At 65.7% G+C, this 25167-nt stretch carries 22 protein-coding genes; 17 read left to right on the forward strand and 5 right to left on the reverse strand.

The features are described 5' to 3' along the window. Positions 1–53: 53 nt before the first annotated feature. The 11 genes from AC5Y2L_RS06865 (at position 54) to AC5Y2L_RS06915 (ending at position 12633) form a co-directional block, all read left to right on the forward strand. Positions 54–2714 carry a valine--tRNA ligase gene (locus tag AC5Y2L_RS06865; protein ID WP_499934053.1) on the forward strand — a complete coding sequence of 887 codons (2661 nt, stop codon included), beginning with the start codon at positions 54–56 and terminating at the stop codon, positions 2712–2714. Beyond that, entirely contained in the window at positions 2711–4144 is a 1434-nt protein-coding gene (gene folC / locus AC5Y2L_RS06870; RefSeq protein ID WP_499934054.1) for a bifunctional tetrahydrofolate synthase/dihydrofolate synthase, read from the forward strand. The genes AC5Y2L_RS06865 and folC overlap by 4 nt, the downstream gene beginning before the upstream one ends. Further along, entirely contained in the window at positions 4141–4521 is a 381-nt protein-coding gene (locus tag AC5Y2L_RS06875; RefSeq protein ID WP_499934056.1) for a DUF4233 domain-containing protein, read from the forward strand. Before folC ends, AC5Y2L_RS06875 begins: the two co-directional genes overlap by 4 nt. A gap of 140 nt (positions 4522–4661) precedes the next feature. Continuing rightward, positions 4662–5072, forward strand: a complete 411-nt coding sequence (ndk, locus tag AC5Y2L_RS06880) for a nucleoside-diphosphate kinase (RefSeq protein ID WP_499934057.1) — start codon at positions 4662–4664, stop codon at positions 5070–5072. Between the two features lie 324 nt (positions 5073–5396). Continuing rightward, positions 5397–8285: a ribonuclease E gene (gene rne / locus AC5Y2L_RS06885; RefSeq protein WP_499934059.1), complete on the forward strand. Its 2889-nt coding sequence runs from the start codon at positions 5397–5399 to the stop codon at positions 8283–8285. Between the two features lie 155 nt (positions 8286–8440). Further along, entirely contained in the window at positions 8441–8977 is a 537-nt protein-coding gene (locus tag AC5Y2L_RS06890) for a hypothetical protein (RefSeq protein ID WP_499934061.1), read from the forward strand. Positions 8978–9161: 184 nt separating this feature from the next. After that, complete coding sequence (rplU, locus tag AC5Y2L_RS06895; protein ID WP_499934063.1) at positions 9162–9473, forward strand: 50S ribosomal protein L21; 312 nt, start codon at positions 9162–9164, stop codon at positions 9471–9473. Positions 9474–9487: 14 nt separating this feature from the next. After that, positions 9488–9745: a 50S ribosomal protein L27 gene (gene rpmA / locus AC5Y2L_RS06900; RefSeq protein WP_499934064.1), complete on the forward strand. Its 258-nt coding sequence runs from the start codon at positions 9488–9490 to the stop codon at positions 9743–9745. 96 nt (positions 9746–9841) lie between these two features. Beyond that, positions 9842–11278 (forward strand): GTPase ObgE, encoded by a 1437-nt coding sequence (obgE, locus tag AC5Y2L_RS06905; protein WP_499934065.1) that lies wholly within the window; start codon positions 9842–9844, stop codon positions 11276–11278. Further along, complete coding sequence (gene proB, locus AC5Y2L_RS06910) at positions 11275–12381, forward strand: glutamate 5-kinase (protein ID WP_499934067.1); 1107 nt, start codon at positions 11275–11277, stop codon at positions 12379–12381. Before obgE ends, proB begins: the two co-directional genes overlap by 4 nt. A 78-nt stretch (positions 12382–12459) precedes the next feature. Continuing rightward, positions 12460–12633, forward strand: a complete 174-nt coding sequence (locus AC5Y2L_RS06915; protein WP_499934068.1) for a hypothetical protein — start codon at positions 12460–12462, stop codon at positions 12631–12633. A gap of 10 nt (positions 12634–12643) precedes the next feature. On the opposite strand, the gene AC5Y2L_RS06920 is transcribed toward AC5Y2L_RS06915, so the two are convergent. Continuing rightward, positions 12644–13282, reverse strand: a complete 639-nt coding sequence (locus AC5Y2L_RS06920) for a TetR/AcrR family transcriptional regulator (RefSeq protein ID WP_499934070.1) — start codon at positions 13280–13282, stop codon at positions 12644–12646. A gap of 66 nt (positions 13283–13348) precedes the next feature. On the opposite strand from AC5Y2L_RS06920, the gene AC5Y2L_RS06925 reads away from it, so the two are divergent. Beyond that, positions 13349–14617, forward strand: a complete 1269-nt coding sequence (locus AC5Y2L_RS06925; protein ID WP_499934071.1) for a cytochrome P450 — start codon at positions 13349–13351, stop codon at positions 14615–14617. A gap of 119 nt (positions 14618–14736) precedes the next feature. On the opposite strand, the gene AC5Y2L_RS06930 is transcribed toward AC5Y2L_RS06925, so the two are convergent. Both AC5Y2L_RS06930 and AC5Y2L_RS06935 read right to left on the reverse strand, forming a co-directional pair. Continuing rightward, complete coding sequence (locus AC5Y2L_RS06930; protein ID WP_499934073.1) at positions 14737–15585, reverse strand: NAD-dependent protein deacetylase; 849 nt, start codon at positions 15583–15585, stop codon at positions 14737–14739. 10 nt (positions 15586–15595) lie between these two features. Further along, positions 15596–16135, reverse strand: a complete 540-nt coding sequence (locus AC5Y2L_RS06935) for a cysteine hydrolase family protein (RefSeq protein WP_499934075.1) — start codon at positions 16133–16135, stop codon at positions 15596–15598. A gap of 58 nt (positions 16136–16193) precedes the next feature. Between AC5Y2L_RS06935 and AC5Y2L_RS06940 the strand changes: the two genes are divergently transcribed. Beyond that, positions 16194–18236 (forward strand): NAD(+) synthase, encoded by a 2043-nt coding sequence (locus AC5Y2L_RS06940; RefSeq protein ID WP_499934291.1) that lies wholly within the window; start codon positions 16194–16196, stop codon positions 18234–18236. Positions 18237–18266: 30 nt separating this feature from the next. Here the strand turns inward: AC5Y2L_RS06940 and AC5Y2L_RS06945 are convergent, their stop codons facing one another. Continuing rightward, on the reverse strand, positions 18267–18623 hold the full coding sequence (locus tag AC5Y2L_RS06945) for a hypothetical protein (protein WP_499934077.1): 357 nt from the start codon (positions 18621–18623) through the stop codon (positions 18267–18269). A gap of 471 nt (positions 18624–19094) precedes the next feature. Next, a complete protein-coding gene (locus tag AC5Y2L_RS06950; RefSeq protein WP_499934078.1) occupies positions 19095–19964 on the reverse strand; it encodes a ribokinase in 870 nt (289 codons plus the stop codon). A 100-nt stretch (positions 19965–20064) separates the two neighbouring features. Between AC5Y2L_RS06950 and AC5Y2L_RS06955 the strand changes: the two genes are divergently transcribed. The 4 genes from AC5Y2L_RS06955 (at position 20065) to AC5Y2L_RS06970 (ending at position 25139) form a co-directional block, all read left to right on the forward strand. Next, positions 20065–20646, forward strand: coding sequence for a dihydrofolate reductase family protein (locus AC5Y2L_RS06955; protein WP_499934079.1), 582 nt, complete (start codon positions 20065–20067; stop codon positions 20644–20646). Between the two features lie 163 nt (positions 20647–20809). Further along, positions 20810–21382 carry an MPT63 family protein gene (locus AC5Y2L_RS06960; protein ID WP_499934080.1) on the forward strand — a complete coding sequence of 191 codons (573 nt, stop codon included), beginning with the start codon at positions 20810–20812 and terminating at the stop codon, positions 21380–21382. A gap of 230 nt (positions 21383–21612) precedes the next feature. Further along, a complete protein-coding gene (locus AC5Y2L_RS06965) occupies positions 21613–23736 on the forward strand; it encodes an adenylate/guanylate cyclase domain-containing protein (RefSeq protein ID WP_499934293.1) in 2124 nt (707 codons plus the stop codon). Then, positions 23736–25139 (forward strand): mechanosensitive ion channel family protein, encoded by a 1404-nt coding sequence (locus AC5Y2L_RS06970; protein WP_499934082.1) that lies wholly within the window; start codon positions 23736–23738, stop codon positions 25137–25139. Before AC5Y2L_RS06965 ends, AC5Y2L_RS06970 begins: the two co-directional genes overlap by 1 nt. Positions 25140–25167: the final 28 nt, after the last annotated feature.

Here is a 25167-nt window from a genome sequence, read left to right on the forward strand (position 1 = left end):
CTGCGCACCGGCCGCCCTGCGCACCGGCGTGTGCCGGTTCCTAGAATTGACCGGTGACTGCCAGCCAGCGCCCCGCCGCCGACTCGCTGCCCAAATCGTGGGATCCGGATGCGATGGAGGGCGCGATCTACCGGAAGTGGCTGGAAGCCGGCTATTTCACCGCGGACCCGTCCAGTAGCAAGCCGGCGTTTTCGATCGTGCTGCCGCCGCCGAATGTGACCGGCACCCTGCACATGGGCCACGCGCTGGAACACACCATGATGGACGCCTTGACCCGCCGCAAGCGGATGCAAGGGTACGAGGTGCTGTGGCAGCCGGGGATGGACCACGCTGGCATCGCCACCCAGAGTGTCGTCGAAAAGCAGCTCGCGGTCGACGGCAAGACCAAAGAGGACTTCGGCCGTGAGCTGTTCGTCGACAAGGTTTGGGATTGGAAGCGCGAGTCCGGCGGCGCCATCGCCGGTCAGATGCGGCGGCTCGGCGACGGGGTGGACTGGAGCCGCGATCGGTTCACCATGGACGAGGGGCTGTCGCGCGCGGTACGCACGATTTTCAAGCGCCTCTACGACGCCGGGTTGATCTATCAGGCTGAGCGACTGGTCAACTGGTCACCGGTGCTCGAGACGGCGATCTCGGATCTCGAGGTCAACTACCTTGACGTCGAAGGCGAGTTGGTGTCGTTCCGATATGGTTCACTCGACGACGCGCAGCCACACATCGTGGTGGCCACCACCCGGGTCGAGACGATGCTGGGCGACACCGCGATCGCGGTGCATCCCGACGACGAGCGCTACCGCCACCTTGTCGGGAAGACGCTGCCGCACCCGTTTGTGGACCGCGAACTCGTGATTGTCGCCGACGAGCATGTGGACCCCGAATTCGGCACCGGCGCAGTCAAAGTCACGCCCGCTCACGACCCCAACGACTTCGAGATCGGGCTGCGCCACCAGCTGCCGATGCCGTCGATGATGGACACCAAGGGCCGGATCGCCGGCACCGGAACGCAATTCGACGGCATGGACCGTTTCGAGGCCCGCGTTGCGGTGCGCGAAGCCCTGGCCGCGCAGGGCCGGGTGGTCGAGGAGAAACGGCCCTACCTCCATAGCGTCGGGCATTCCGAGCGCAGCGGCGAGCCAATCGAGCCGCGCCTGTCGCTGCAATGGTGGGTCAGGGTGGAATCGCTGGCCAAGGCCGCCGGCGACGCGGTTCGCAACGGGGACACCGTAATTCACCCCGCGAACATGGAGCCACGCTGGTTCGCCTGGGTCGACGACATGCACGACTGGTGCATATCGCGGCAGCTGTGGTGGGGCCACCGCATCCCGATCTGGTACGGGCCCGACGGCGAAAAGGTGTGCGTCGGGCCGGACGAAACGCCCCCCCAGGGCTGGGTGCAGGATCCCGACGTGTTGGATACCTGGTTCTCGTCGGCGCTGTGGCCGTTCTCCAGCCTCGGCTGGCCGGCTCAGACGCCCGAGCTGGAAAAGTTTTATCCCACAAGCGTTCTGGTCACCGGATACGACATCCTGTTTTTCTGGGTGGCACGCATGATGATGTTCGGCACCTTCGTGGGCGGCGACGACATCATCACGCTCGGCGGTCGCCGCGGCCCGCAGGTGCCGTTCACCAACGTGTTCCTGCACGGGCTGATCCGCGACGAGTTCGGTCGCAAGATGAGCAAGTCCAAGGGCAACGTCATCGATCCGCTGGATTGGGTGGAGAAGTACGGCGCCGACGCGCTGCGCTTCACCTTGGCCCGCGCCACCAGTCCCGGCGGCGACGCGTCCGTCGGCGAGGACTACGTCCGCGCCTCCCGCAACTTCGGCACCAAGCTGTTCAATGCCACCCGGTACGCGCTGCTCAATGGCGCCGAACTGGCACCATTACCCGCGCACGGCGAGTTGACCGATGCCGACCGCTGGATCCTGGGCCGGTTGGAAGAGGTTCGCGCCGAAGTTGATTCGGCACTCGACAACTACGAGTTCAACCGAGCCTGCGAATCGCTGTACCACTTCGCCTGGGACGAATTCTGCGACTGGTACGTCGAATTGGCCAAGGCCCAGCTGGCCGACGGCCGTGCGCACACCACGGCCGTGCTGGCCGCGGTGCTGGACACCCTGCTGCGCTTGCTGCACCCGGTGATCCCCTTCCTCACCGAGGCATTGTGGCAAGCCTTGACGAAAAGGGAGTCGCTGGTGATCGCCGACTGGCCGGTCTCCTCGGGAATAGGCCTGGATCCTGTTGCGGCGCAGCGGATCAGCGACATGCAAAAGCTGGTGACCGAGATTCGTCGGTTCCGCAGCGATCAGGGGCTGGCGGACCGGCAGAAGGTACCGTGCCGGCTGAGCGGAGTAGATGAAGCGGATCTGAGCACCCAGGTTGGCGCGGTGACGTCGCTGGCCTGGCTGACGGCGCCGGGCCCGGATTTCGGTGCGACCGCGTCGCTCGAGGTTCGGGTGGGTCCCGACCTGAGCGGCACCGTCGTCGTCGAGCTGGACACCTCGGGCACCATCGACGTGGCGGCCGAGCGGCGCCGTCTGGAAAAGGACTTGGCCGCAGCGCAAAAGGAGCTGGCATCGACCACCGCCAAGTTGGCCAACGCCGACTTTCTGGCCAAAGCGCCAGAAGGCGTCGTCGGCAAGATCCGCGACCGCCAACGGCTGGCCAACGACGAAACCAACCGTATTACCGCGAAGCTGGCTGCGCTGCAATGAATTTCGAGCCGGTAGAGCGGCCGCGGAGTATCCGCGCGGCTCCCACCCCGGATGAAATCGCGTCGCTGCTACAGGTCGAGCACCTGTTGGATCAGCGCTGGCCGGAAACCCGCATCGAACCCAGCCTGACCCGGATCAGCGCGTTGATGGATCTGCTTGGTTCGCCGCAACTGGGCTATCCGTCGATCCATATCGCCGGGACCAATGGCAAGACCTCGGTGGCTCGGATGGTCGACGCACTGCTCACCGCGCTGCATCGTCGTACCGGCCGGACCACCAGCCCGCACCTGCAGTCGGCGGTCGAACGCATCGCCATCGACGGAGAGCCGATCAGCCCGGCGCAGTACGTGGCGACCTATCGAGAGATCGAGCCGTTCGTGCACATGATCGACGAGCAGTCGCACGCCGCCGGGGGACCGGCCATGAGCAAGTTCGAGGTGCTCACCGCCATGGCGTTCGCCGCGTTCGCGGACGCGCCGGTGGAGGTCGCGGTGGTCGAGGTGGGCATGGGCGGACGGTGGGACGCCACCAACGTGGTCAATGCGCCGGTGGCGGTGATCACCCCGATCAGCATCGATCATGTCGACTACCTCGGGTCCGACATCGCCGGGATTGCCGCCGAGAAGGCCGGCATCATCACCCGGGCCGCCGAGGGCGCGCCGGACACCGTGGCGGTTATCGGCCGGCAGGTGCCCCAGGCGATGGAAGTGCTGCTGGACGCGTCGGTGCGCGCCGACGCCGCGGTCGCCCGGGAGGATTCCGAGTTCGCGGTGCTGGGCCGACAGGTCGCGGTCGGCGGACAGGTGCTGGAACTGCAGGGCCTAAGCGGGGTCTACTCCGAGCTCTTCCTGCCGCTACACGGCGAACACCAGGCGCACAACGCGGCGCTGGCGCTTGCGGCGGTGGAGGCGTTCTTCGGTGCCGGCGCGCAGCGCCAGCTCGATGTCGATGCGGTTCGGGCGGGTTTCGCCGCCGTCGACAGCCCGGGCCGGCTGGAGCGGGTGCGCAGCGCACCCACGGTTTTCGTCGACGCCGCGCACAACCCGGCCGGCGCGGCCGCGCTGGCCCGCACGCTGGCCGACGAATTCGACTTCCGAATGCTGGTCGGGGTGCTTTCCGTGATGGCCGACAAGGACGTCGACGGGATCCTCGCGGCGCTCGAGCCGGTGTTGGATTCGGTGGTCGTGACCCATAACGGATCGCCGCGCGCCCTGGATGTCGAGTCGCTGGCGTCAGCGGCGCGAGAACAGTTCGGCGCCGAGCGGGTGCTCACCGCCGAGAATCTGCGCGACGCCATCGACACCGCCACCGAGCTGGTCGACGAGGCAGCCGCGCAAGAGGAGGCATTCTCCGGCACGGGAATCGTCATCACCGGTTCGGTGGTGACCGCCGGGGCCGCCCGAAGCTTGTTCGGTCGTGATCCGCAATGACCGACCAGACTCCTGCGCCCCAGGCTGATCCCTGGAAGAGCTTCGCGGCGGTGATGGCCGCGACGCTGCTGCTAGAGGCGATCGTGGTGTTGCTGGCGATACCCGTGGTGGGCGCGGTCGGTGGCGGGCTGACGGCGGCGTCGCTGAGCTACCTGATCGGCGTGGCCGTATTGCTGATTTTGCTGGCCGGGCTGCAGCGCAGACCGTGGGCCATCTGGGTGAACCTGGGCGTGCAGGTGGTGCTGCTCGCCGGTTTCGCGGTGTATCCGGGTGTCGGTTTCATCGGCGTGCTGTTCGGCGGCGTGTGGGCGCTGATCGCGTATCTGCGCGCCGAGGTGCGGCGCCGGCAGCAGCAGCGACCGATTGCGCCGGACTGACTGCGGGCGCCGGGATCCGTTGCGCCGAGCCTGCGGTGATGGCGCCGAGCCTGCGCTGGTGGCGTGATTTCCGCGGGTGCACCAGCCCTGGCCGCAGTCTCAATCCGCGACGTACCCGCGGGACCGGTACGCTGTGCGCCGTGACCGAACGGACCCTGGTTTTGATCAAGCCGGACGGCGTCGAAAGGCGGCTGATCGGCGAGATCATCAGCCGGATCGAGCGCAAAGGCCTCAACATCGCCGCGCTGGAGCTCAGACATGTCAGCGGGGAGTTGGCGAGCCGGCACTATGCCGAGCACGAGGGCAAGCCCTTCTTCGACTCGTTGCTGGAGTTCATCACGTCCGGCCCCGTCGTGGCGGCCATCGTCGAGGGAACTCGAGCGGTCGCGGCCGTTCGGCAACTCGCCGGTGGTACCGATCCGGTGGACAAGGCCACGCCCGGCACGATTCGCGGTGACTTCGGGCTGGAGACGCAGTTCAACCTGGTGCACGGGTCGGATTCGGCCGAATCGGCACAGCGCGAGATCGCGCTGTGGTTTCCCGAGGTCTAGCCGCGTCGGAAGCGCACACCGGCGCGGCCGCTGCAGCCCCAGAGTCACAACTGGATGACCCGGCTCAGTGATGTGGGATACTGATTGGCGGGTGAACGTCGCCGGACCGGCGTCCTGCCCGAATGAAGACTTAGACAAGCGCGACCATCGCCATTCGTGATGCGGCGCGGCATGCCGAGCCATCATTCAGCACGGCGCCGAGTGGGTTCTGTTGAGCTGCTCGGCGCGAGACCATCACAAGCCCGGGAGAAGTGACCCGGGCCCATAGCGAAGCCCTCGCGTGGCCGCGTCGCTCGGACGCGCCCGGGGGCTTGAGGAGAATACGTGGTAGACGGTGCCCCATCTTCAGAAGCAGCAAACGAGCAGACACCGGACGAGGAACTGCCGGACCGCCTGAGAGTCCATTCCCTGGCCCGAACCCTGGGAACCACCAGCAAGCGGGTGCTGGATGCGCTGAGTGCTCTCGATGGACGGATCCGCAGCGCGCACTCGAGCGTGGACCGCGCCGATGCCGCCCGGGTGCGCGAGCTGCTGGCCAACGAACCCCAGGCAAGCCCCGAGAGCCCGCCAGACGAGGCCGTCGAGGCCGGCACACCCGAAGAGCCGGAATCGCGGCTGATGCTGGAGACAGCGGCGGAGCGGCCGCATTACATGCCGCTGTTCGTCGCGCCGCAACCGGTAGCGGCCAATGACTTCCGCGGCGCCGACACCAGCGAGGACGATGACGAAGCCGTCGACGTTGCCGACGACTCCGACGACGACGAGGACGAACAGGCCGATCGACCGGCCAACCGGCGACGTCGTCGTGGCCGTCGCGGTCGCGGTCGCGGGCGGGGCGAACAGGGCGGGGCCGACGGATCGTCCGACGCGGGCGAGGGCGGCGACGAGATCGACGCGAAGGGCGGTGACTCCGACGCCGAGGACGCCGAAGGGTCAGACTCCGACGATGCCGAAGACGCGGAAAACGGCGACGACGAGAACGGTTCGGCGGAGGCGGGCAGCCGACGCCGGCGCCGGCGCCGGCGTCGCAAGTCGGGGTCCGGTGACGACGGCGACGACGGCCCGGCACCCGACGACCCGCCGAACACGGTGGTGCACGAGCGGACGCCGCGGTCCGGCGGCAAGGCCGACGACAGCAACGGCTCGGCGGGCTCGGCGAGCAGCGAGATCAAGGGCATCGACGGCTCCACTCGGCTGGAGGCGAAGCGACAGCGCCGCCGCGACGGTCGTGACGCCGGACGGCGCCGCCCGCCGGTACTGACCGAGGCCGAGTTTCTGGCGCGGCGCGAAGCGGTCGAGCGGGTCATGGTGGTGCGCGATCGGGTTCGCACCGAGCCGCCGCATCCCGGCGCCCGGTACACCCAGATCGCGGTGCTCGAGGACGGCATCATGGTCGAGCATTTCGTGACGTCGGCGGCATCCGCTTCCTTGGTGGGCAACATCTACCTCGGCATCGTGCAGAATGTGCTGCCGTCGATGGAGGCGGCGTTCGTCGACATCGGCCGCGGGCGCAACGGCGTGCTGTACGCCGGTGAAGTCAATTGGGAGGCCGCTGGCCTGGGCGGTGCTGATCGAAAGATCGAACAGGCCCTCAAACCCGGCGACTACGTCGTGGTGCAGGTCAGCAAGGACCCGGTGGGGCACAAGGGCGCACGCCTGACCACGCAGGTGTCCCTGGCCGGCCGCTACCTGGTCTACGTCCCTGGCGCGTCATCGACCGGGATCAGCCGCAAGCTGCCCGACACCGAGCGCCAACGGCTCAAGGAGATCCTGCGTGAGGTAGTGCCGGCCGACGCCGGGGTGATCATCCGGACCGCGTCCGAGGGCGTCAAAGAGGAGGACATCCGGTCCGACGTCACGCGGCTGCAGGAGCGCTGGCAGCAGATCGAGGCCAAGGCGGCCGAGACCAAGGAAAAAGCCGCCGGTGCCGCGATCGCGTTGTACGAAGAACCCGACGTGCTGGTCAAGGTCATCCGTGACTTGTTCAACGAGGACTTCGCGGGCTTGATCGTTTCCGGTGACGAGGCGTGGAACACCATCAACCAGTATGTGAATTCTGTTGCGCCCGAACTTGTTTCGAAACTGACCAAATACGAGCCGGCCGAGTCTTCCGAGGGGCATCCCGGCCCTGACGTGTTCGCGGTGCACCGCATCGACGAGCAGCTGGCCAAGGCGATGGAGCGCAAGGTATGGCTGCCGTCGGGCGGCACCTTGGTGATCGACCGGACCGAGGCGATGACCGTCATCGACGTCAACACCGGCAAGTTCACCGGTTCCGGCGGGAACCTCGAGCAGACGGTGACCAAGAACAATCTCGAGGCGGCCGAGGAGATCGTGCGCCAACTGCGGCTGCGCGACATCGGCGGCATCGTGGTCATCGACTTCATCGACATGGTCCTCGAGTCCAACCGCGACCTGGTACTGCGTCGGCTGACCGAGGCGTTGGCCCGCGACCGTACCCGCCACCAGGTGTCGGAGGTGACTTCGCTGGGTTTGGTCCAACTGACCCGTAAGCGACTGGGAACCGGGCTCATCGAGGCGTTCTCGACCTCGTGCCCGAACTGCGGCGGCCGGGGGATTCTGCTGCATGGCGACCCGGTCGATTCGGCCGCGGCCGGCGGCCGCAAGTCCGACTCCGGCGGTCGGCGCGGCAGGCGGTCGAAGAAAGGCCGCGCTGACGAGACCTCCGACCAACCGGTTGTGGCCAAGGTGCCCGCTCACGCTCCCGGCGAGCATCCGATGTTCAAGGCGATGGCCGCCGGCTCATCCGGTGCTTTGGGGGCGAATCGTGGCGATGGGGAGTCCGGCGAGTCCGCACAGGCCGCGACAGCTGCGGCCGACGAGTCGACGCAAGTGCCGGTCCTGCAAGACACCGACCGGGAGGACTTCGACGACACCGACGAGCTGGACGTCGACGAAGACACCGACGACGAAGACACCGACGACGAAGACGACTCAGAGGACGAGGACGCCGAAGACGTCGACGAGCTCGACGACGAGGACGACGAGGAGGACCTCGGCGACGAGCTCGACGACGACGAAGACCTGGACCTCGACGACGATCTCGACTTGGAGGAATCGGATTCCGATTCGGACGAGGACTCCGACGCCGATCCGCCCGCTGTTGCCGCGGATTCCGCGTCCGTAGCCGAGCGTCCGCGCCGGCGGCGCGTGGCGGGCAGGCCGGCCGGACCGCCGATCCACGCGGATTAGCAAATCCCGGTAGCTCCCCATCCGCAACGGCAACCTCGCTGTTTCGCCCCATAAGCAGCCCACGCGTGAGACCATAGGCTGCGTTGCATCGGTACCGGCAAACGCCCACGCGGCTCGTTGGGCGCACACGTGAGGAGTGATGAATGAGGGGGGCGATGGCTTCGGCAGTCCGCGGCTTGGTAACGAAAAGCGCTCTGGCCGTAGCATTCATCGGGTTTGGAATAGCCGTGGCGGCTGCGAGCGGCCCGGCAAACGCGACGACCGGCTACGGAACGCGCGCTTTTCTCGACGACCCCGATCCCGGCCTCCCCACCGGGCCGGATGATCCCCGATGCGTGACGATGTCGTGGGCAGCCGAGTGTCAGGGCGGCCCCTACGCCGCTCCCGGTGGTCTCGGCAGTCCTGGTGGCCCCACCGGTCCGGCCGATCTCAAATGCATCTCTATGCCTGCCGACCCGGTGTGCGCCGGCGGCCCGTATGCTCCGCCACCGGCTGCTGCCCCTCCGATCGAGGCAGCCTCGCCCGCGGCGCCGCCGATCGAGGCGCCGCCGGCCGAACCGCCGCGAGACCCATTCGGCGGGATGCCTGACGAGCACATCGGAATACCTGACGAGCACATCGGTGGTCGCATCCCCGACGAGCACATCGGTGGTGGCATTCACGCTGGTGGCGGTATGCCGGGGCGCATATAACGGTCGCCTCGGCGGTTTGACCCTGTAGCCGCTGGTCACGTACCCTTGGACAGTTGTCGTCAGGCTGGGCGAATAGCGTTCAGGCCGGCGAGCGGGAGATACGGACCCGCCAAAAAGATCCACCCACGCGCACGGCCCGCTGGCCCGCGCGCGAGAGCTGAGCAGAGTTAAGGCAGGAGCAACGATGGCGACCTACGCAATCGTCAAGACTGGCGGCAAGCAGTACAAGGTCGCCGTCGGAGACGTGGTCAAGGTCGAAAAGCTGGAATCCGAACCGGGAGCCAAGGTGTCGCTGCCGGTCGCGCTCGTCGTCGACGGCGCCACCGTGACCACCGACGCCAAGGCGCTGGCCAAGGTCGCGGTCACTGGCGAGGTACTCGAGCACACCAAGGGCCCGAAGATCCGGATTCACAAGTTCAAGAACAAGACCGGCTACCACAAGCGGCAGGGACACCGTCAGCAGCTGACGGTCCTGAAGGTCACCGGCATCAAGTAGCGGAGGCGACAGATATGGCACACAAAAAGGGCGCATCCAGCTCCCGCAACGGTCGTGATTCCGCAGCTCAGCGGCTCGGTGTCAAGCGGTTCGGCGGTCAGGTCGTCAAGGCCGGCGAGATCCTGGTCCGGCAGCGCGGCACCAAGTTCCACCCGGGCGTCAACGTCGGTCGCGGCGGCGACGACACCTTGTTCGCCAAGGAGTCCGGAGCCGTCGAGTTCGCCGTCAAGCGCGGACGCAAGACCGTCAGCATCGTCGCGCCGGCCGACTGAAGCATCGCCGAGCGTGCAGCCACTGCGATAATTCGCGGCAAATCTCGCAGTAGCTGCACGTTCGGCGAGCGAGACGGGTTGTAAAAGAGGATCCCGATGCCCCGGTTTGTCGATCGCGTGGTCGTTCACGCGCGTGCGGGTTCGGGCGGCAACGGCTGCGCCTCCGTTCATCGCGAGAAGTTCAAACCGCTGGGTGGTCCGGACGGCGGCAACGGAGGCCGCGGCGGCAGCGTCGTGTTCGTGGTCGACCCGCAGGTGCACACCCTGCTCGACTTCCACTTTCGTCCGCACATCGTCGCGCCGTCGGGCAAACAGGGCATGGGCACCAACCGCGACGGCGCCGCGGGCGCGGACCTGGAAGTCAAAGTGCCCGACGGCACCGTCGTGCTGGACGAAAACGGCCGCATGCTGGCCGACCTGGTGGGCGCCGGCACCCGCTTCGTAGCCGCCGCCGGGGGGCGCGGCGGCCTGGGCAACGCCGCGCTGGCATCGCGCGCCCGCAAAGCCCCGGGCTTCGCGCTGCTCGGCGAGCCGGGCCAGTCCCGCGACCTCACCCTGGAACTCAAGACCGTCGCCGATGTCGGGCTGGTCGGGTTCCCGTCGGCCGGAAAGTCCTCGCTGGTGTCGGTGATCTCGGCGGCCAAGCCCAAGATCGCCGACTACCCGTTCACCACGTTGGTTCCCAACCTCGGGGTGGTATCCGCGGGTGAGCACGCATTCACCGTCGCCGACGTGCCCGGTTTGATCCCGGGCGCCGCGCAGGGCCGCGGCCTGGGCCTGGACTTCTTACGGCACATCGAGCGCTGCGCGGTGCTGGTGCATGTCGTGGATTGCGCCAGCGCGGAACCCGGTCGCGACCCGATCTCGGACATCGATGCGCTAGAAGCCGAGCTGGCTTCTTACACACCCACCTTGCAAGGGGACGCCACGCTGGGTGATCTGGCCGAGCGACCCCGGGCGGTCGTACTCAACAAGGTCGACGTACCGGAGGCCCGCGAGCTCGCCGAGTTCGTCCGCGACGACATCTCCGCACGCGGTTGGCCGGTGTTTCTGGTGTCGACGGCCACCCGAGAAGGCTTGCAGCCGTTGATTTTTGCGCTGTGGAAGATGATCTCGGACTACAACGCGCAACGTCCGCCCGTGGTGGCCCGACGACCGGTGCTGCGGCCGGTCCCGGTGGACGACAGCGGCTTCACCGTCGAGCCCGACGGCCACGGCGGTTTCGTGGTCAGCGGCACTCGGCCCGAGCGCTGGATCGGCCAGACCGATTTCGACAACGACGAAGCCGTCGGCTATCTCGCCGACCGCCTGGCCCGGCTGGGCGTTGAGGACGAGCTGCTGCGACTGGGCGCGCAACCGGGCTGCGCGGTGACCATCGGCGAGATGACCTTCGACTGGGAACCGCAGACGCCCGCAGGTGTCGATGTCGCGTTGTCCGGACGCGGCACGGACACCCGCCTGGAGAGCAGCGATCGTGTCGGCGCCGCCGAACGCAAGGAGGCCCGTCGCCGGCGCCGTGAGCGGCGCTCATGAACAGTCCTCACCGCGAAGCCATCCGGACCGCGCGCAGCGTCGTCGTCAAGGTCGGCACCACCGCGCTGACAACGCCGAACGGCATGTTCGACGCCCGCCGACTGGCCGGTCTGGTCGACGCGATCGAGCGACGCATGAAGGCGGGCTCCGACGTCGTCATCGTGTCCTCGGGCGCGATCGCGGCGGGCATCGAGCCGCTCGGATTATCAAAGCGCCCAACCGATTTGGCGACCAAGCAGGCAGCGGCCAGCGTCGGGCAGGTGGCGCTGGTGAATGCGTGGAGCGCGGCGTTCGCGCGCTATGGCCGCACGGTGGGACAGGTATTGCTGACGGCGCACGACATTTCGATGCGGGTGCAGCACAACAACGCTCAGCGCACCCTGGACCGGTTGCGGGCACTGCATGCGGTCGCGATCGTGAACGAGAACGACACGGTGGCCACCAACGAAATCCGGTTCGGCGACAATGACCGGCTTTCGGCGCTGGTGGCCCACCTGGTCGGCGCGGATGCGTTGGTGCTGCTGTCCGATATCGACGGCCTCTACGACGCCGATCCCCGAAAGTACAAGGAGGCCAGGTTCATTGACGAGGTGAGCGGACCGGCTGACCTGGCTGATGTGGTGGCCGGGCAGAGCAGCCATCTGGGCACGGGCGGGATGGCGTCGAAGGTGTCGTCGGCATTGCTGGCTGCCGATGCGGGCGTGCCGGTGCTGCTGGCCGCCGCGGCTGACGCCGGAACCGCGCTGGCCGACGCCTCGGTGGGCACGGTGTTCGCGGCGCGGTCCGACCGGATGTCGGCACGACGGTTCTGGGTGCGCTACGCGGCGGACGCCGCCGGCTGGCTGACGCTTGATGAAGGGGCGGTGCGCGCAGTGGTGCGGCAGCGCCGCTCGTTGCTGCCCGCGGGGATCACCGGGGTGTCGGGTGGGTTCTCGGCCGGCGATGTCGTCGAATTGCGCGGACCCGACGAGGCCATGGTCGCTCGGGGCGTGGTCGCCTACGACGCAACGGAGCTCGCATCGATGATGGGCCGGTCGAGCTTTGAACTGCCCGGCGAGCTGCGCCGCCCAGCGGTGCACGCCGACGACCTGGTGGCCGTCTAGCTCCAAGAATTCGTAGAGAATCCTTGCAGCGTCGTCCCCGACCCTTTTCTCAACAGCAAGCGAGAAAAGGAAGTCACCATGTGGGCACTCACGACATCCCACGGCCTGCGGGTCGACGGCATCCGCGTCGAGCAAGACGGCCGCGCCGCCGTGCAGATGCTGGGCTACTCCCAGCACATCGGGCCCTACTCCTGGCAGGTGACCGACAACCAGGGCCGGCGCTTCGTCGCCGAGCTGCGCAGGGCACGTTGACCTTTCGGCGTCATGACGCCGAAGCCGACTTCAGATACAGTCCGCCCCAAGCGATTTCGGTCAACGTACGCACTAGCTCGTCATCATAGTCGGGTGGCCGGTTAGGCAGGTTCTGCTGGCACGTCCGCTCGACCATCCAGACCAGGGCATCGGCCGTGGTGGCCGCGGGCAGTTCGGGACGGATCGATCCGTCGGCCTGGCCGGCTTTGATCACCTCGGCCATGCGTGCGGAAATCTCGGTCAGCAGATCGCGATAGGTCTGCGAGGTCAACGGGTCATACGCGGCCATTTCGTTGAGCGCGACGAGCACCGGTTGGTGACGGCGAAAGCTGGCGACGATCCCGGCCATCGCGGCACGCAGGTCGGCCGGATCGTGTCGTCCCGCAACGGTCCACCAGCGTTCTGCGCCGCTGGCCAACTCCGCGAACACTTCGCCGGCCAGCCGACGCAGCAGGTGGCCCTTGTCCTCGAAGTAGATGTAAAAGCTGGCGCGCGAAATGCCGGCTTCCGTCGACAGCCGATCCACGCTGAGTTCGGTAAAGCTGGTGCCGTCGCCCATCAGTCGTTCGGTCGCCTCCAGTAGGCGGCGTTCCATGTTTTCCCGGCGCTGCTGGCGGTTCGCCTGGGGCTTGCGGGTGACCGACGGCATTTGCTCAGCATAACCCGTGGATTTACATCTTGACTAGACACTATGTCTAGACATAAAGTCGCCTGCATGACCGAGGCGACAGGGCTGTCCGGCGACAGCCGCAGCTACGACCCGATAGGCCTTTCCGCGCGTGCGTTCTGGTCGACGACGGCCGCCGACCGCGAATGCGCGTTTGCCGTCTTGCGCGCCGAGCGCCCGGTGAGCTGGCATCCTCCGTTCGAAGACGCGATGCTGCCCGATCCGACCGACCGGGGTTATTGGGCCGTCACCCGTCGCTCCGACATCGTCACGGTGAGCCGCAACAATGAGGTGTTCATCTCCGGCAAGGGAGTGATGTTCGAGAACTATCCCGAGGAGTTGCTCGAGGCGTCGCAGTCATTTCTGGCGATGGACCCACCGCGGCACACCAAGCTGCGCAAGCTCGCCCACGCCGCGTTCACACCCAGGCAGGTGCGCCGCATCGGGGAATCGATCGCCCAGAACGCCAAGACCATCGTCGAGGAGCTGAGGGCAGCGGGCAGCGGCGCCGATTTCGTGGAACATTGCGCGAAACAGCTGCCGATGCGGACGCTGTCGGACATGGTGGGGATTCCGGCATCCGAGCGTGAACAGGTGGCACATGCGGCCGATGCGCTGGTGTCCTTCGAGGACCCTGACTTCCTGAACGGCCGCAATCCGCTCGAAGTCGCGTTCGAGAATCAGATTTACTTGCACCAAGTCGCCGGGTCGCTGGCCGCACAGCGTCGCGATCATCCCGGCGACGACCTGTTCAGCAGTTTGGTCAATGCGGAAGTCGACGGTGACCGGCTGACCGATGCGGAGGTGGCCGCGTTCTTCGTGTTACTTGCCGTGGCCGGAAACGACACCACGCGTCAGACCACCAGCCACGCGTTGAAAGCGCTGACCGACTTCGGTGACCAAAGGGCTTGGCTACGAGACGATTTTGACAACCGGATCGGAACCGCGGTCGAGGAATTCATTCGATGGGCCACCCCGGTGATGACCTTCCGCCGCACGGCCACAACGGATTTCGAGCTCGGCGGCCAAACCATCCGTCCCGGTGAGAAGGTAGTGATGTTCTACGCGTCCGGCAATCGCGACGACGAGGCGTTCGACCACCCGGAGCGCTTCGACCTGAGCCGCAGCCCCAACCCGCACGTGGGTTTCGGCGGTGGCGGAGTGCACTTCTGCCTGGGGGCTCATGTTGCCCGGGCGCAACTGCGTGCCATCTTCGGCGAGCTGTTGCGGCAGGTGCCCGATATCGAGGCGGGCGAGCCGACGTACGTCACCGGCAATTTCATCCACGCCATTCGTAGTATGCCCTGCATCTTCTAACCGTCCTGACAAAGCCGAGGCCGTCAACGTCGCGGGGGACATAACGCCAGCGATTCCGTGATACCACCGGCGCTATCGAATCGGAGACGGCAACATGGCCCACTTTTTGGTGGCCGGGATTAATACAGGACAGCGCCTGACAACTCGGAGGCGAGCAATGCCAACAACTCCGAGCAGCCACCGTCCACCTTGACCGTGGCCAAGTCATCGCCGCGAGTGCGGCCCCGGTTGACGATGGCGATCAACATGCCAAGGGCCGCCGCATGACGGACGAACCGGTAGCCGGAGAACACCGTCAACGACGAGCCCGCGACCAGCAGCGCCGAGGCTTGATCGATCAGCGAATAGGCCTGGGCCACACGGTCTTTGGGAACACTTTCGCCGAAGTACACGATATCGGGTTTGAGCGTGCCGCCGCAGGCGGGGCAGTCGAGATACCGAAACGAGCCGGTGTCGGCGACAACGGCATCGGCGTCGGGGGCCACCGCCAGCCCGCCGATGGATTCTGCACGCTCGGTGAAGCCCGGGTTGATTGCCTCGAGCTCTTCGGCGAGCGCGGCCCGGCTCATGGTGTGCCCGCAATCCAGGCAGATCACCCGTGCATAGCTGCCATGCAGATTGACGACGTTTCGGCTGCCCGCCTTGGTGTGCAGCAGGTCGACGTTCTGGGTGATCAAACCCGTCACCAGTCCGGCGCGCTCCAGCGTGGCCAGTGCCCGGTGACCGGCGTTGGGCTCGGTGTCGTCCATCCGTCGCCAGCCGACGTGGTTGCGCGCCCAGTACCGCTGCCGAAACAGCGGGTCGGAGGTGAACTGCTGGATCGTCATGGGATTGCTGGGCGGCGAATCGGGACCCCGATAGTCGGGAATGCCGGAGTCGGTCGATATCCCCGCGCCCGTCAGCACCGCGATCCGGCGACCGGCGAGCAGCGCCACCAACTCCGGCGATTCCGCGCAGCCAACCGTCACCTGATCGAGGCTATCCCAGGCAGTCTGCGGCCGTCGTGAGCTCGGCAGACATGTTCTGCTCCATCATCTTCAGCGCGGCTTTGCCCAGCTCAGGATCCAAGCGGGCGACCGCATCCGTCGGAACGACGACCTGGAAGTGGCGCACGTAAGCGTCCAGTGCGGAGTACAGGATGCACTGCTCGGTGACTTGTCCGGTCAGGATCACTCGCTTGGTGTCGAGACGGCCCAGCAGATACGCCAGCGACGTGGCATAGAACGCGCTGTGGCGAACCTTGGTGAGCAATCGGCTCCCTCCCGCCGGAACGATCGGCTTCACCAGGTCAGGGCGTGCGCCGTCGACCGCGGCACGGACGATGTCGGAGAACTCGGCGGTGAAATCGCCGTAGTTGTCGTTGACGTACACCAGGTCGACACGGTCGGACTTGCGCGCGCGTCCGACCAGATCGGCCAGCGGATCGATGATCTTGGCGACATTGGGTATCAGATCTTCGGCGTCGTCATGCTCATAGGTGTTGAGCATGTCGATGACCAGGACCGCGGTGTCGCTCATGGGAGTGTTCATACCCGACGACCCGGCGTTGACACCAGCCGGTGAGAATGGAGGGCCGATGGACTTCTACAACGCCTACAGCCAGGGTTTCGTCCGGGTCGCCGCCTGCACACACCACACCACGATCGGCGACCCGGCAGCGAACGCCGCCTCGGTGCTGCGGATGGCCGGCGAATGCCATGACGACCGCGTCGGGCTGGCCGTCTTCCCGGAGTTGACCTTGTCGGGCTACTCCATCGAGGACATCCTGCTGCAGGACTCGTTGCTCGATGCCGTCGAGCTGGCACTGCTGGACCTCGTCGCGGCCTCCACGGATTTGCTGCCGGTGCTGGTGGTGGGCGCGCCGCTGCGTCATCGCCATCGCATCTACAACACCGCGGTCGTCATTCACCGCGGCAGCGTGCTAGGCGTCGCGCCCAAGTCGTACTTGCCGACCTACCGGGAGTTCTACGAGCGTCGTCAAATCGCACCCGGGGACGACGAGCGCGGCACCATCCGAATCGGCGAGCTGCAGGCCCCGTTCGGTTCCGATCTGTTGTTCGCAGCATCCGACGTGCCCGGCTTCGTGCTGCATGTCGAGATCTGCGAGGACATGTTCGTGCCGGTGCCGCCCAGCGCCGAGGCCGCGCTGGCGGGTGCGACGGTGCTGGCCAACCTGTCCGGCAGCCCCATCACGATCGGCCGTGCCGAGGACCGCTGCCTGCTCGCCCGCTCGGCGTCGTCGCGCTGCCTGGCGGCCTACATTTATGCCGCGGCCGGAGCGGGCGAGTCGACGACCGACCTGGCCTGGGACGGCCAGACCATGGTGTGGGAAAACGGGGTGCTGCTCGCCGATTCCGAGCGTTTCCCCAAGGGCGAGCGCCGTTCGGTCGCCGACATCGATATCGAGCTGCTCCGATCCGAACGGCTGCGGATGGGGACCTTCGACGACAACCGGCGTCACCACCGCCTGTCGTCAGACTCGTTCCGGCCCGTCGAATTCCGGTTGGACCCGCCGGCCGGCGACATCGGACTGCTCCGGAAGGTCGAGCGGTTCCCGTTCGTCCCGGCCGATCCGCAACGGCTGGAACAGGATTGCTACGAGGCCTACAACATCCAGGTTGCCGGGCTCGAACAACGGTTGCGCGCGTTGGACTTTCCCAAGGTGGTCATCGGGATCTCCGGCGGGCTGGACTCGACGCACGCGCTGATCGTCGCGGCTCGCGCGATGGACCGAGAAGACCGGCCGCGCAGCGACATTCTCGCGTTCACGCTGCCGGGGTTCGCCACCGGCGATCGCACCAAACGCAATGCGATCGAACTGTGCCGCGCGCTGGGCGTCACGTTCAACGAGATCAACATCACCGAGACCGCGAAGCTGATGCTCAAGGAGATCGATCACCCCTTTGCGCACGGGGAGAAGGTCTACGACGTGACCTTCGAGAACGTCCAGGCCGGGTTGCGCACCGACTACCTGTTCCGGTTGGCCAACCAGCGCGGCGGAATAGTGCTGGGCACCGGTGATCTCTCCGAGTTGGCGCTGGGCTGGTCGACATACGGAGTCGGTGACCAGATGTCGCACTACAACGTCAACGGCGGCGTGCCCAAGACGCTGATCCAGCACCTGATTCGCTGGGTTATCTCCTCGGGCCAGTTCGAGTCGGAAGTGACCGACGTGCTGCAGTCGGTGCTGGACACCGAGATCACCCCGGAATTGGTGCCCAGCGGCGAAGAGGAGGAGTTGCAGAGCAGCGAGGCCAAGGTGGGACCGTTTGCGCTGCAAGATTTTTCGCTGTTCCAGGTGTTGCGCTTCGGGTTTCGCCCGTCGAAGATTGCGTTCTTGGCGTGGCATGCCTGGAGCGATCCGGATCGCGGTATCTGGCCGCCGGGATTCCCCGAGGACAAGCGGCCGTCATACTCGCTCAAAGAGATTCGGCACTGGCTACAAGTGTTCGTGCAACGGTTCTACTCGTTCAGCCAGTTCAAGCGCTCGGCACTGCCCAACGGTCCCAAGGTCTCGCACGGCGGGGCGCTGTCCCCGCGCGGCGATTGGCGCGCTCCGTCGGACATGTCCGCACGGATCTGGCTCGACGAGATCGAGCGCGAAGTGCCTGAGGAATAGGGCAGTCCGGTACCCCAGCTACCTCGATCGTCAATTCGGCACCCAAGAGCAATTCCAGGTGTTGACGAACGGGGCGACCACGTGGACGCAATGTGTGTGGCCGGCTGCGGTGAAGTTGAAGTCGCATTGCGCGCCACCACCCCACGGGGTGTACGCACCACCGCACGGGTCTGCCTGGGCCGGCGCGGCGAAGGCTGTCCCACCAGCCACGAGCGCGCCCATTGCCAGTGCGCCGAGTAATTTCTTCATGGTTTCTCCAAATTTCTTGGTTATTACGAATTTGATGGAAGTTACGCACGCGGAGTACGTTTCCGCGCACAATCGATCAACGGCCGATCCATTAACAGGCAGCACAAATTTGGGCAGAAGGGTCGAGCCGAATTTCACGCGCAATCTATGACGCGTTGCGAATCACTGCGGACAACGGGCATCACGCAATGTTGTTCAATTGCATACGATGTCGATCATCCGCATCATCTCCGGGTCGCGGGCCGGTCACGAGATGCTCACAGAATGGCATCGCGGGCCAACTATCGATATCAGCCGAACGTACGATCTGCAGCCGACTTATCCCGGGCGGTGGAAATCGGCTGGTGAAGAGATGCCATCGCGATTGATATATCGACGACATAATTAAACAAATGTTCAATGAGCGTGATTTTCACGCCGCTAAATACTAAATTGCCACATTAGTAACATTTGTCACATCCATCGTTGTTGAGCTTCTTCGCGGTAATGGGCAGGCGCGCGGGCCTGGTGTTTTCGGCTGCCGAGACCAGGCCAGGATGTCCGCAACGGTGTGCGGGGACGTCGTAGCAGCGCATAGAAGGGTCGACGAATCCGTTGCTGTCACCGTGATTAGGGTGCCGCCCTCTCGATCGCTTCGGCATCCGGCGCGCAATCACCGGCGCCGGGCACCAGTGTCGCCAGCGCGCCGGCGGCGCACGCGCGCTGCAGAGCCCGCCGCCGCTGCGCCGCGTCCGCGCTGCGCGGCCAGTGCGCGGCCAGGACTCCGGCGAACACGTCGCCTGCCCCGGTGGTGTCTACCGCCGCGACCGTGGGAGCCGATACCTCGAATTCGCCGTCGGCACCGACGTACTGGGCCCCGCGCGGACCGAGCGTAACTACGAAATGACGTGGCCGCCAAGGCCATTCGTCGGCCTCGGATTGGTTGACGACGACGACGTCGGCAACGGCCGCGAGTTCGGCCAGCGCGCTGGGATCTTGGCCCGCCGGGGAGGCATTGACCATGACGATCGCCCCGGCCGACCGGGCTTGCCGCGCCGCGGCGAGTGCGGCGGGGACCGGAATCTCGAGTTGGGTCAGCAACACATTGCACTTGGAGATCACCGCGCGCACATGGGCATTTTCCGGGCTGAGCCGGCCATTGGCGCCCGGCGCCACCACGATCGAGTTCTCACCGCTGGCATCCACCACGATGATCGCCGTCCCGCTGGGCCCGGACACGGCCACTGTCGCGTCCAACCCCACGCCGTTGGCCAACAGGTGAGCCCGCAAACGCTCAGCGGCGGCGTCGTCGCCAACCGCGCCGACGAACTGTACTGCTGCCCGGGCGCGCGCCGCCGCCACGGCCTGGTTGGCGCCCTTGCCCCCGGGAGAGTGGGTCAGCGACGACGCCAGCACCGTCTCACCCGGACGCGGCAGCGTTTCGACGTGCATCGTCACATCCATATTCACGCTGCCGACCACGCACACCCGCGGTGTCATTCCGTCGACGTTAGTGGTCGACGGGCGGGGCGATGAGTTTTGTCGTGCTTTGCGGTCTGTATGCCCGACCCCGCCATCATCCGCACTCGAGGAGACCATCATGACCGCCACCTACACCTTCGACGTCTTTTCCAGCCTCGACGGCTTCGGCGGTGTCAGCGGCGGCGACTGGGGCGGCTACTGGGGCAAGCAAGGCCCCGAACTGCTCGACCACCGCCTCGCCCTGTACGGCGAGAAGCAGCGAATGGTCTTCGGCGCCAACACCTATCGGCTGTTCGCCCAACTGCTGGCCGAGAGCACCGAGGAGTCCGAGGTGAACGACCCGTGGGTCACCCGGATGAGGCACCTGCCGGCGACGGTGGTGTCGACCACCTTGAACGGACCTCTCGACTGGCCTGACGCGACCGTCGTGAAGGGCGATGCCGTCGATGTCGTCGCCCGGCTCAAGGAGGAGTCAAAGGTGCCGCTGCGCTCGCACGGCAGCCTGTCGATGAACCGAGCGCTGATGGCCGCGGGCCTGGTCGACCGCGTCCAGGTGACGATTTTCCCCGTGATCACCGGTCAGACCGGTGCTGATCCGATCTTTCGGGGCGCGGCCGACTTCGACCTCGAGCTGATCGACACCCGAACGCTCGACGGCAATATCCAGGAGCTCACCTACCGGCCCAGCCTGCATGCCTGAGTCCATCCACATACCCGCTCCGGTAATCAATTGCGGTGTTCGATTCGAGAATGAACCGGTCAGTTTTGCGTAGGTAAGCGACGTAATCATGTTTGAGACTGCCGGAGATGGTTATGCCGATTCGAGCGCGGTTTCGCCTTTGGGTAACCGCTCGACCCACAGAATGAAGGAGCCCATAGTGAAACTCTCAACGACTACGGCCAAAACGGCCATCGCTGCCGCCGGAATAGCAGTGGTAAGCGCTTTCACGGCGCCAAGTGCCTCCGCCGCGCCCAACATCCAGGGATTCGGTACCCCTGAATCGCTGGTCGACGGGCCGATGACCACCACCTACACGGTGAGCAACCTGGTGCGCAGCAACGTTGCGATCCCCGGCTATACGCCCAAGGGAACGATTTACCAGGCAGACATCACCGCCAGGTCGGACAGCGGAACCGTCACTCCAATGGTCAGAGACTTCATGGCGCGTGGACCCAACGGGCAGAACTACAAATTGATCGACAAAGTCGAGGTCCCCAACGGCCTCAACCCGGCGCCCATCCCGCAAGGCAGCGAATCGACGGGCACCCTGTATTTCGACGTGACGGGTGCGCCGCCGAATGGTGTCGTCTACAACGACGGGCTGCAAGACATCCTGATTTGGACGTCGAATGTGCCGGCCGGGGCCTCGCCCAGTGCGTCGCCGACCGCGGGTCCGGCACCGGGTGCGCCGCCAGCCCCTGCTCCGGGCACCTAACCCGCTGATACCCGCCTCCCCGCACCACACCTACTGGTGCGGGGAGGTTTCGTTTGCGGGCGCCTGCCCATTAGGGCAGTTTGCCGCAATCGTGATTATCTTGCGGTCGGCTCGTTAGTCTGCGCGTTATCCGCCTGACGTAGAACAAGCAAAGGCCCGTGACGGAAAGGAAACGATTGACATCGGACGAGCCTGCAGTTCCTGAGGGCGAAACCACCGTCGCGGGCAAAATGCGCGCGCGTCGTCCTTTGCTGCGGAGGCGTTTCCGGTTCGGCATCCAGTCCAAGATCATGGTCGCGCTGTTGTTATCCAGCATCCTGTCGGTAGCGGCTATTGGCCTTATCGGAGGTTCATCGGGCCGCAACGCATTACGCGGAGTCGAGTACGACCGGCTGATCGAATTGCGCGAGTCGCAGAAGCGAGGAGTGGAGTCGCTTTTTCGCGAGGTGACGAATTCGCTGATCGTCTACAGCGGCGGATTCGGCATCAACGAGGCAACGACGGCGCTCACCGCAGCCTTCTCGCAATTGGCCAACGCGACGATCAGTCCCGCTCAGCAGCAGGCGCTGGTCACCTACTACGAAAACGAGATGATCAAACCGATCAGGCGGATAACCGGTGACGCGCTCGATCTCAACGCCATCCTGCCCGGTTCCAATGCACAGAAATACCTTCAGGCGCATTACACGGCCGCACCCAGGAGCGACTCGATGCCGGTCCAAGACGCCGGTGACGGTAGCGCCTGGTCGGCCGCCAATGCCCGGTTCGACTTCTACATACGCGGGATCACCAGCCGCTTCGACTATCGCGACGCCTTGCTGTTGGACATGCAGGGCAACGTCGTCTATTCCGTGCAGAAAGGCCCCGATCTCGGCACCAACATTCTCACCGGCCCGTATCGCGAATCCAAACTGCGGGAGGCGTATCAAAAAGCGTTGGCCTCCAACGACGTAGATTACGTCTGGATCACCGACTTCCAGCCTTACCAGCCGTTGCTCGATGCCCCCACGGCATGGGTGGTATCGCCGGTAGGCATGAACGGGAAGATCGACGGCGTCATGGCGCTGCCGGTGCCGATCGCGAAGATCAACAAGCTCATGACCGCCAACAAAAACTGGCAGGCCGCCGGCGTCGGGGCCGCTACCGAAACCTATCTGGCGGGTCCGGACAACCTGATGCGTTCCGACTCACGGCTTTTCCTTGAGGACCCGAAAGCATATCGGCGCGATGCGATTGCCGCCGGGACGCCGCCCGACGTGGTGGACCGAGCGCTCCGGTTGGGCGGGACGACGCTGGTACAGCCGGTGGCCGGCGCGGGTCTTCGTGCCGCCCAGCGCGGCGAGTCCGGAGTCGTCATCGCGACCGACTACACCGGCAACCGAGAGCTGGAAGCATATGCCCCCTTGGACGTGCCCAACTCGGACTTGCACTGGTCGATCCTGGCGACGCGGGACGATTCGGCTGCCTATGCGCGGCTGGGCAGCTTCAGCAAGAGGCTGGCAATCGCGGTCAGCGGAATGATTTTCGTCATCTGCGTGGCCTCGATGTTCGCCGCTCAACGAGCGGTACGGCCCATCCGGCGGCTCGAAGAGGGCACTCGAAAGATCAGCTCTGGCGACTACGACATCAACATTCCGGTAACACGACGAGACGAAATCAGTGATCTCACAGCGGCTTTCAACGAAATGAGCCGTAATTTGGCCATCAAGGAAGAGCTGCTCGAGGAGCAGCGCAGAGAAAACGACCGCCTATTGCTGTCGCTGATGCCGGAGTCGGTGGTCCAGCGATACCGCGAGGGTGAAACCACAATCGCGCAGCGGCACCAGGACGTCGCCATCATCTACGCCGACATCGTCGGTCTGGACGAGATGTCCAGTACTCTGCCGGAGAACGAATTGGTCGGCACCGTCGACGAACTCTTCCGGCAGTTCGACGCAGCAGCTGAAGCCCTTGGCGTGGAACGCATTCGGACCTTCCACAACGGATACCTGGCCAGCTGCGGGGTGGTCACCCCGCGACTCGACAGCATCCACCGAAGCGTCGATTTCGCCCTGCAGATCGACCACATCGTCGATCGGTTCAACAATCAAACCGGCCACCAGTTGGGTCTGCGGGTCGGCATCAACACCGGCGACGTGGTCAGCGGGCTGGTGGGCCGGTCAAACCTGGTCTACGACATGTGGGGTGGCGCGGTCAGTCTCGCATATCAAATGCACAGTGGCACACCACAACTCGGCATTTTCGTGACCTCGCAAGTGTACGAGACGCTGCGAGAGGCGCGGCAGTTCACGCCGGCCGGCCGGATTTCGGTCGGTGGCATTGAACAGTCGATCTACCGGTTGTCGGAGCGGTAATGAACATACTCAGCTCGTCGTGGTTCTACTGGGCGATCGGCATCGCGATCGGCTTGCCGATAGTCCTGATCGCACTGACCGAGTTGCATGATCTGCTGGCCCGCCGCAACCATCGCATGGCACGGCAGGTCAGCCTGTTGCGGAACTATGTCGTGCCACTGGGCGCGCTGCTCCTGCTGCTTGTCAAGGCCTCGGAGATCCCGGCACGCGAAGGCGTAGTGCGAACCCTGACCACAGTCTTCGGGTTTCTGGTGCTGGTTCTGTTGCTGTCCGGGCTCAACGCCACCGTGTTCGAGGGCGCGCCGGAAGACAGCTGGCGCAAGAAATTGCCCGCCATCTTCGTCGACGTTGCCCGCTTCGCCCTGATCGGCGTCGGCCTGGCGGTGATCCTGTCCTACGTCTGGGGTGTTCGGGTCGGCGGCGTGTTCACCGCGCTGGGCGTCACCTCGGTCGTCATCGGCCTGATGCTGCAGAACTCCGTCGGCCAGATCGTGTCCGGCCTGTTCATGCTGTTGGAGCAGCCATTCCGGATGAATGAGTGGCTGGACACCGGGACTGCGCGGGGCCGCGTCGTCGAGGTGAACTGGCGGGCCGTGCACATTGACACCGGCAGCGGAATCCGGGTCACCCCCAACTCAATGCTGGCCAGCACCGCGTTCACCAACCTCAGTCGCCCACTGGGCACGCACAAGTTGGCCATCACCACCACCTTTTCGGCCGTCGACCCGCCCGATCGAGTGTGTGCCACCTTGTCGCGTGTGGCCCGCACGCTTCCGCAGCTCAAGGCGGGCAGCGTGGCGGAGTCGGTGTCGCTCGGTGGCGCCGAGTATCGCACGACGATCGGGCTGGATTCGCCCGCGGACGAAGGCGCGGCGCGGGCCACCTTCCTGCGCTGGATCTGGTACGCCGCGCGGCGGGAGGGCTTGCGCCTCGACGACGCCGACGACGAGTATTCGACGACCCAGCGGGTGGAGAGTGCGGTGCGGACGGTGGTAGCGCCGGCGTTGCGGCTCAGCCTGGACGAACAGCGGTCGCTTCTTTCGTGCGCGCGGCTGGTCCGCTATGGCGCCGGCGAAGTCGTAGAGGCGGTTGATCAGGTGCCCGACGGCATGACGTTCCTGGTCGAGGGCCGCGTCCAGCTGACGGCACGCGCCGACGACGGGTCGATCGCGCCGATCAGCACGCTGGAAGCCGGCTCGTTTCTGGGACTGACCGCACTGACCAGGCAACCGAACCTGGCGACCGCGTACGCGCTGGAGGAAGTCGCCGCGCTGGTGATCGATCGTGAACGCCTCGAGCACCTGGTGACACGTGAACCGATGCTCATGCAGAGCTTCGGTCACATTCTCGACGAACGGCGAAGCAAAGTGCGGCAGGTGGCCAAGCGCGAACCGGTGGGGTGAGACGCCACCCTCCGGTTAACGCCGATAC

The organism is Mycobacterium sp. NGS66 (assembly GCF_059812225.1).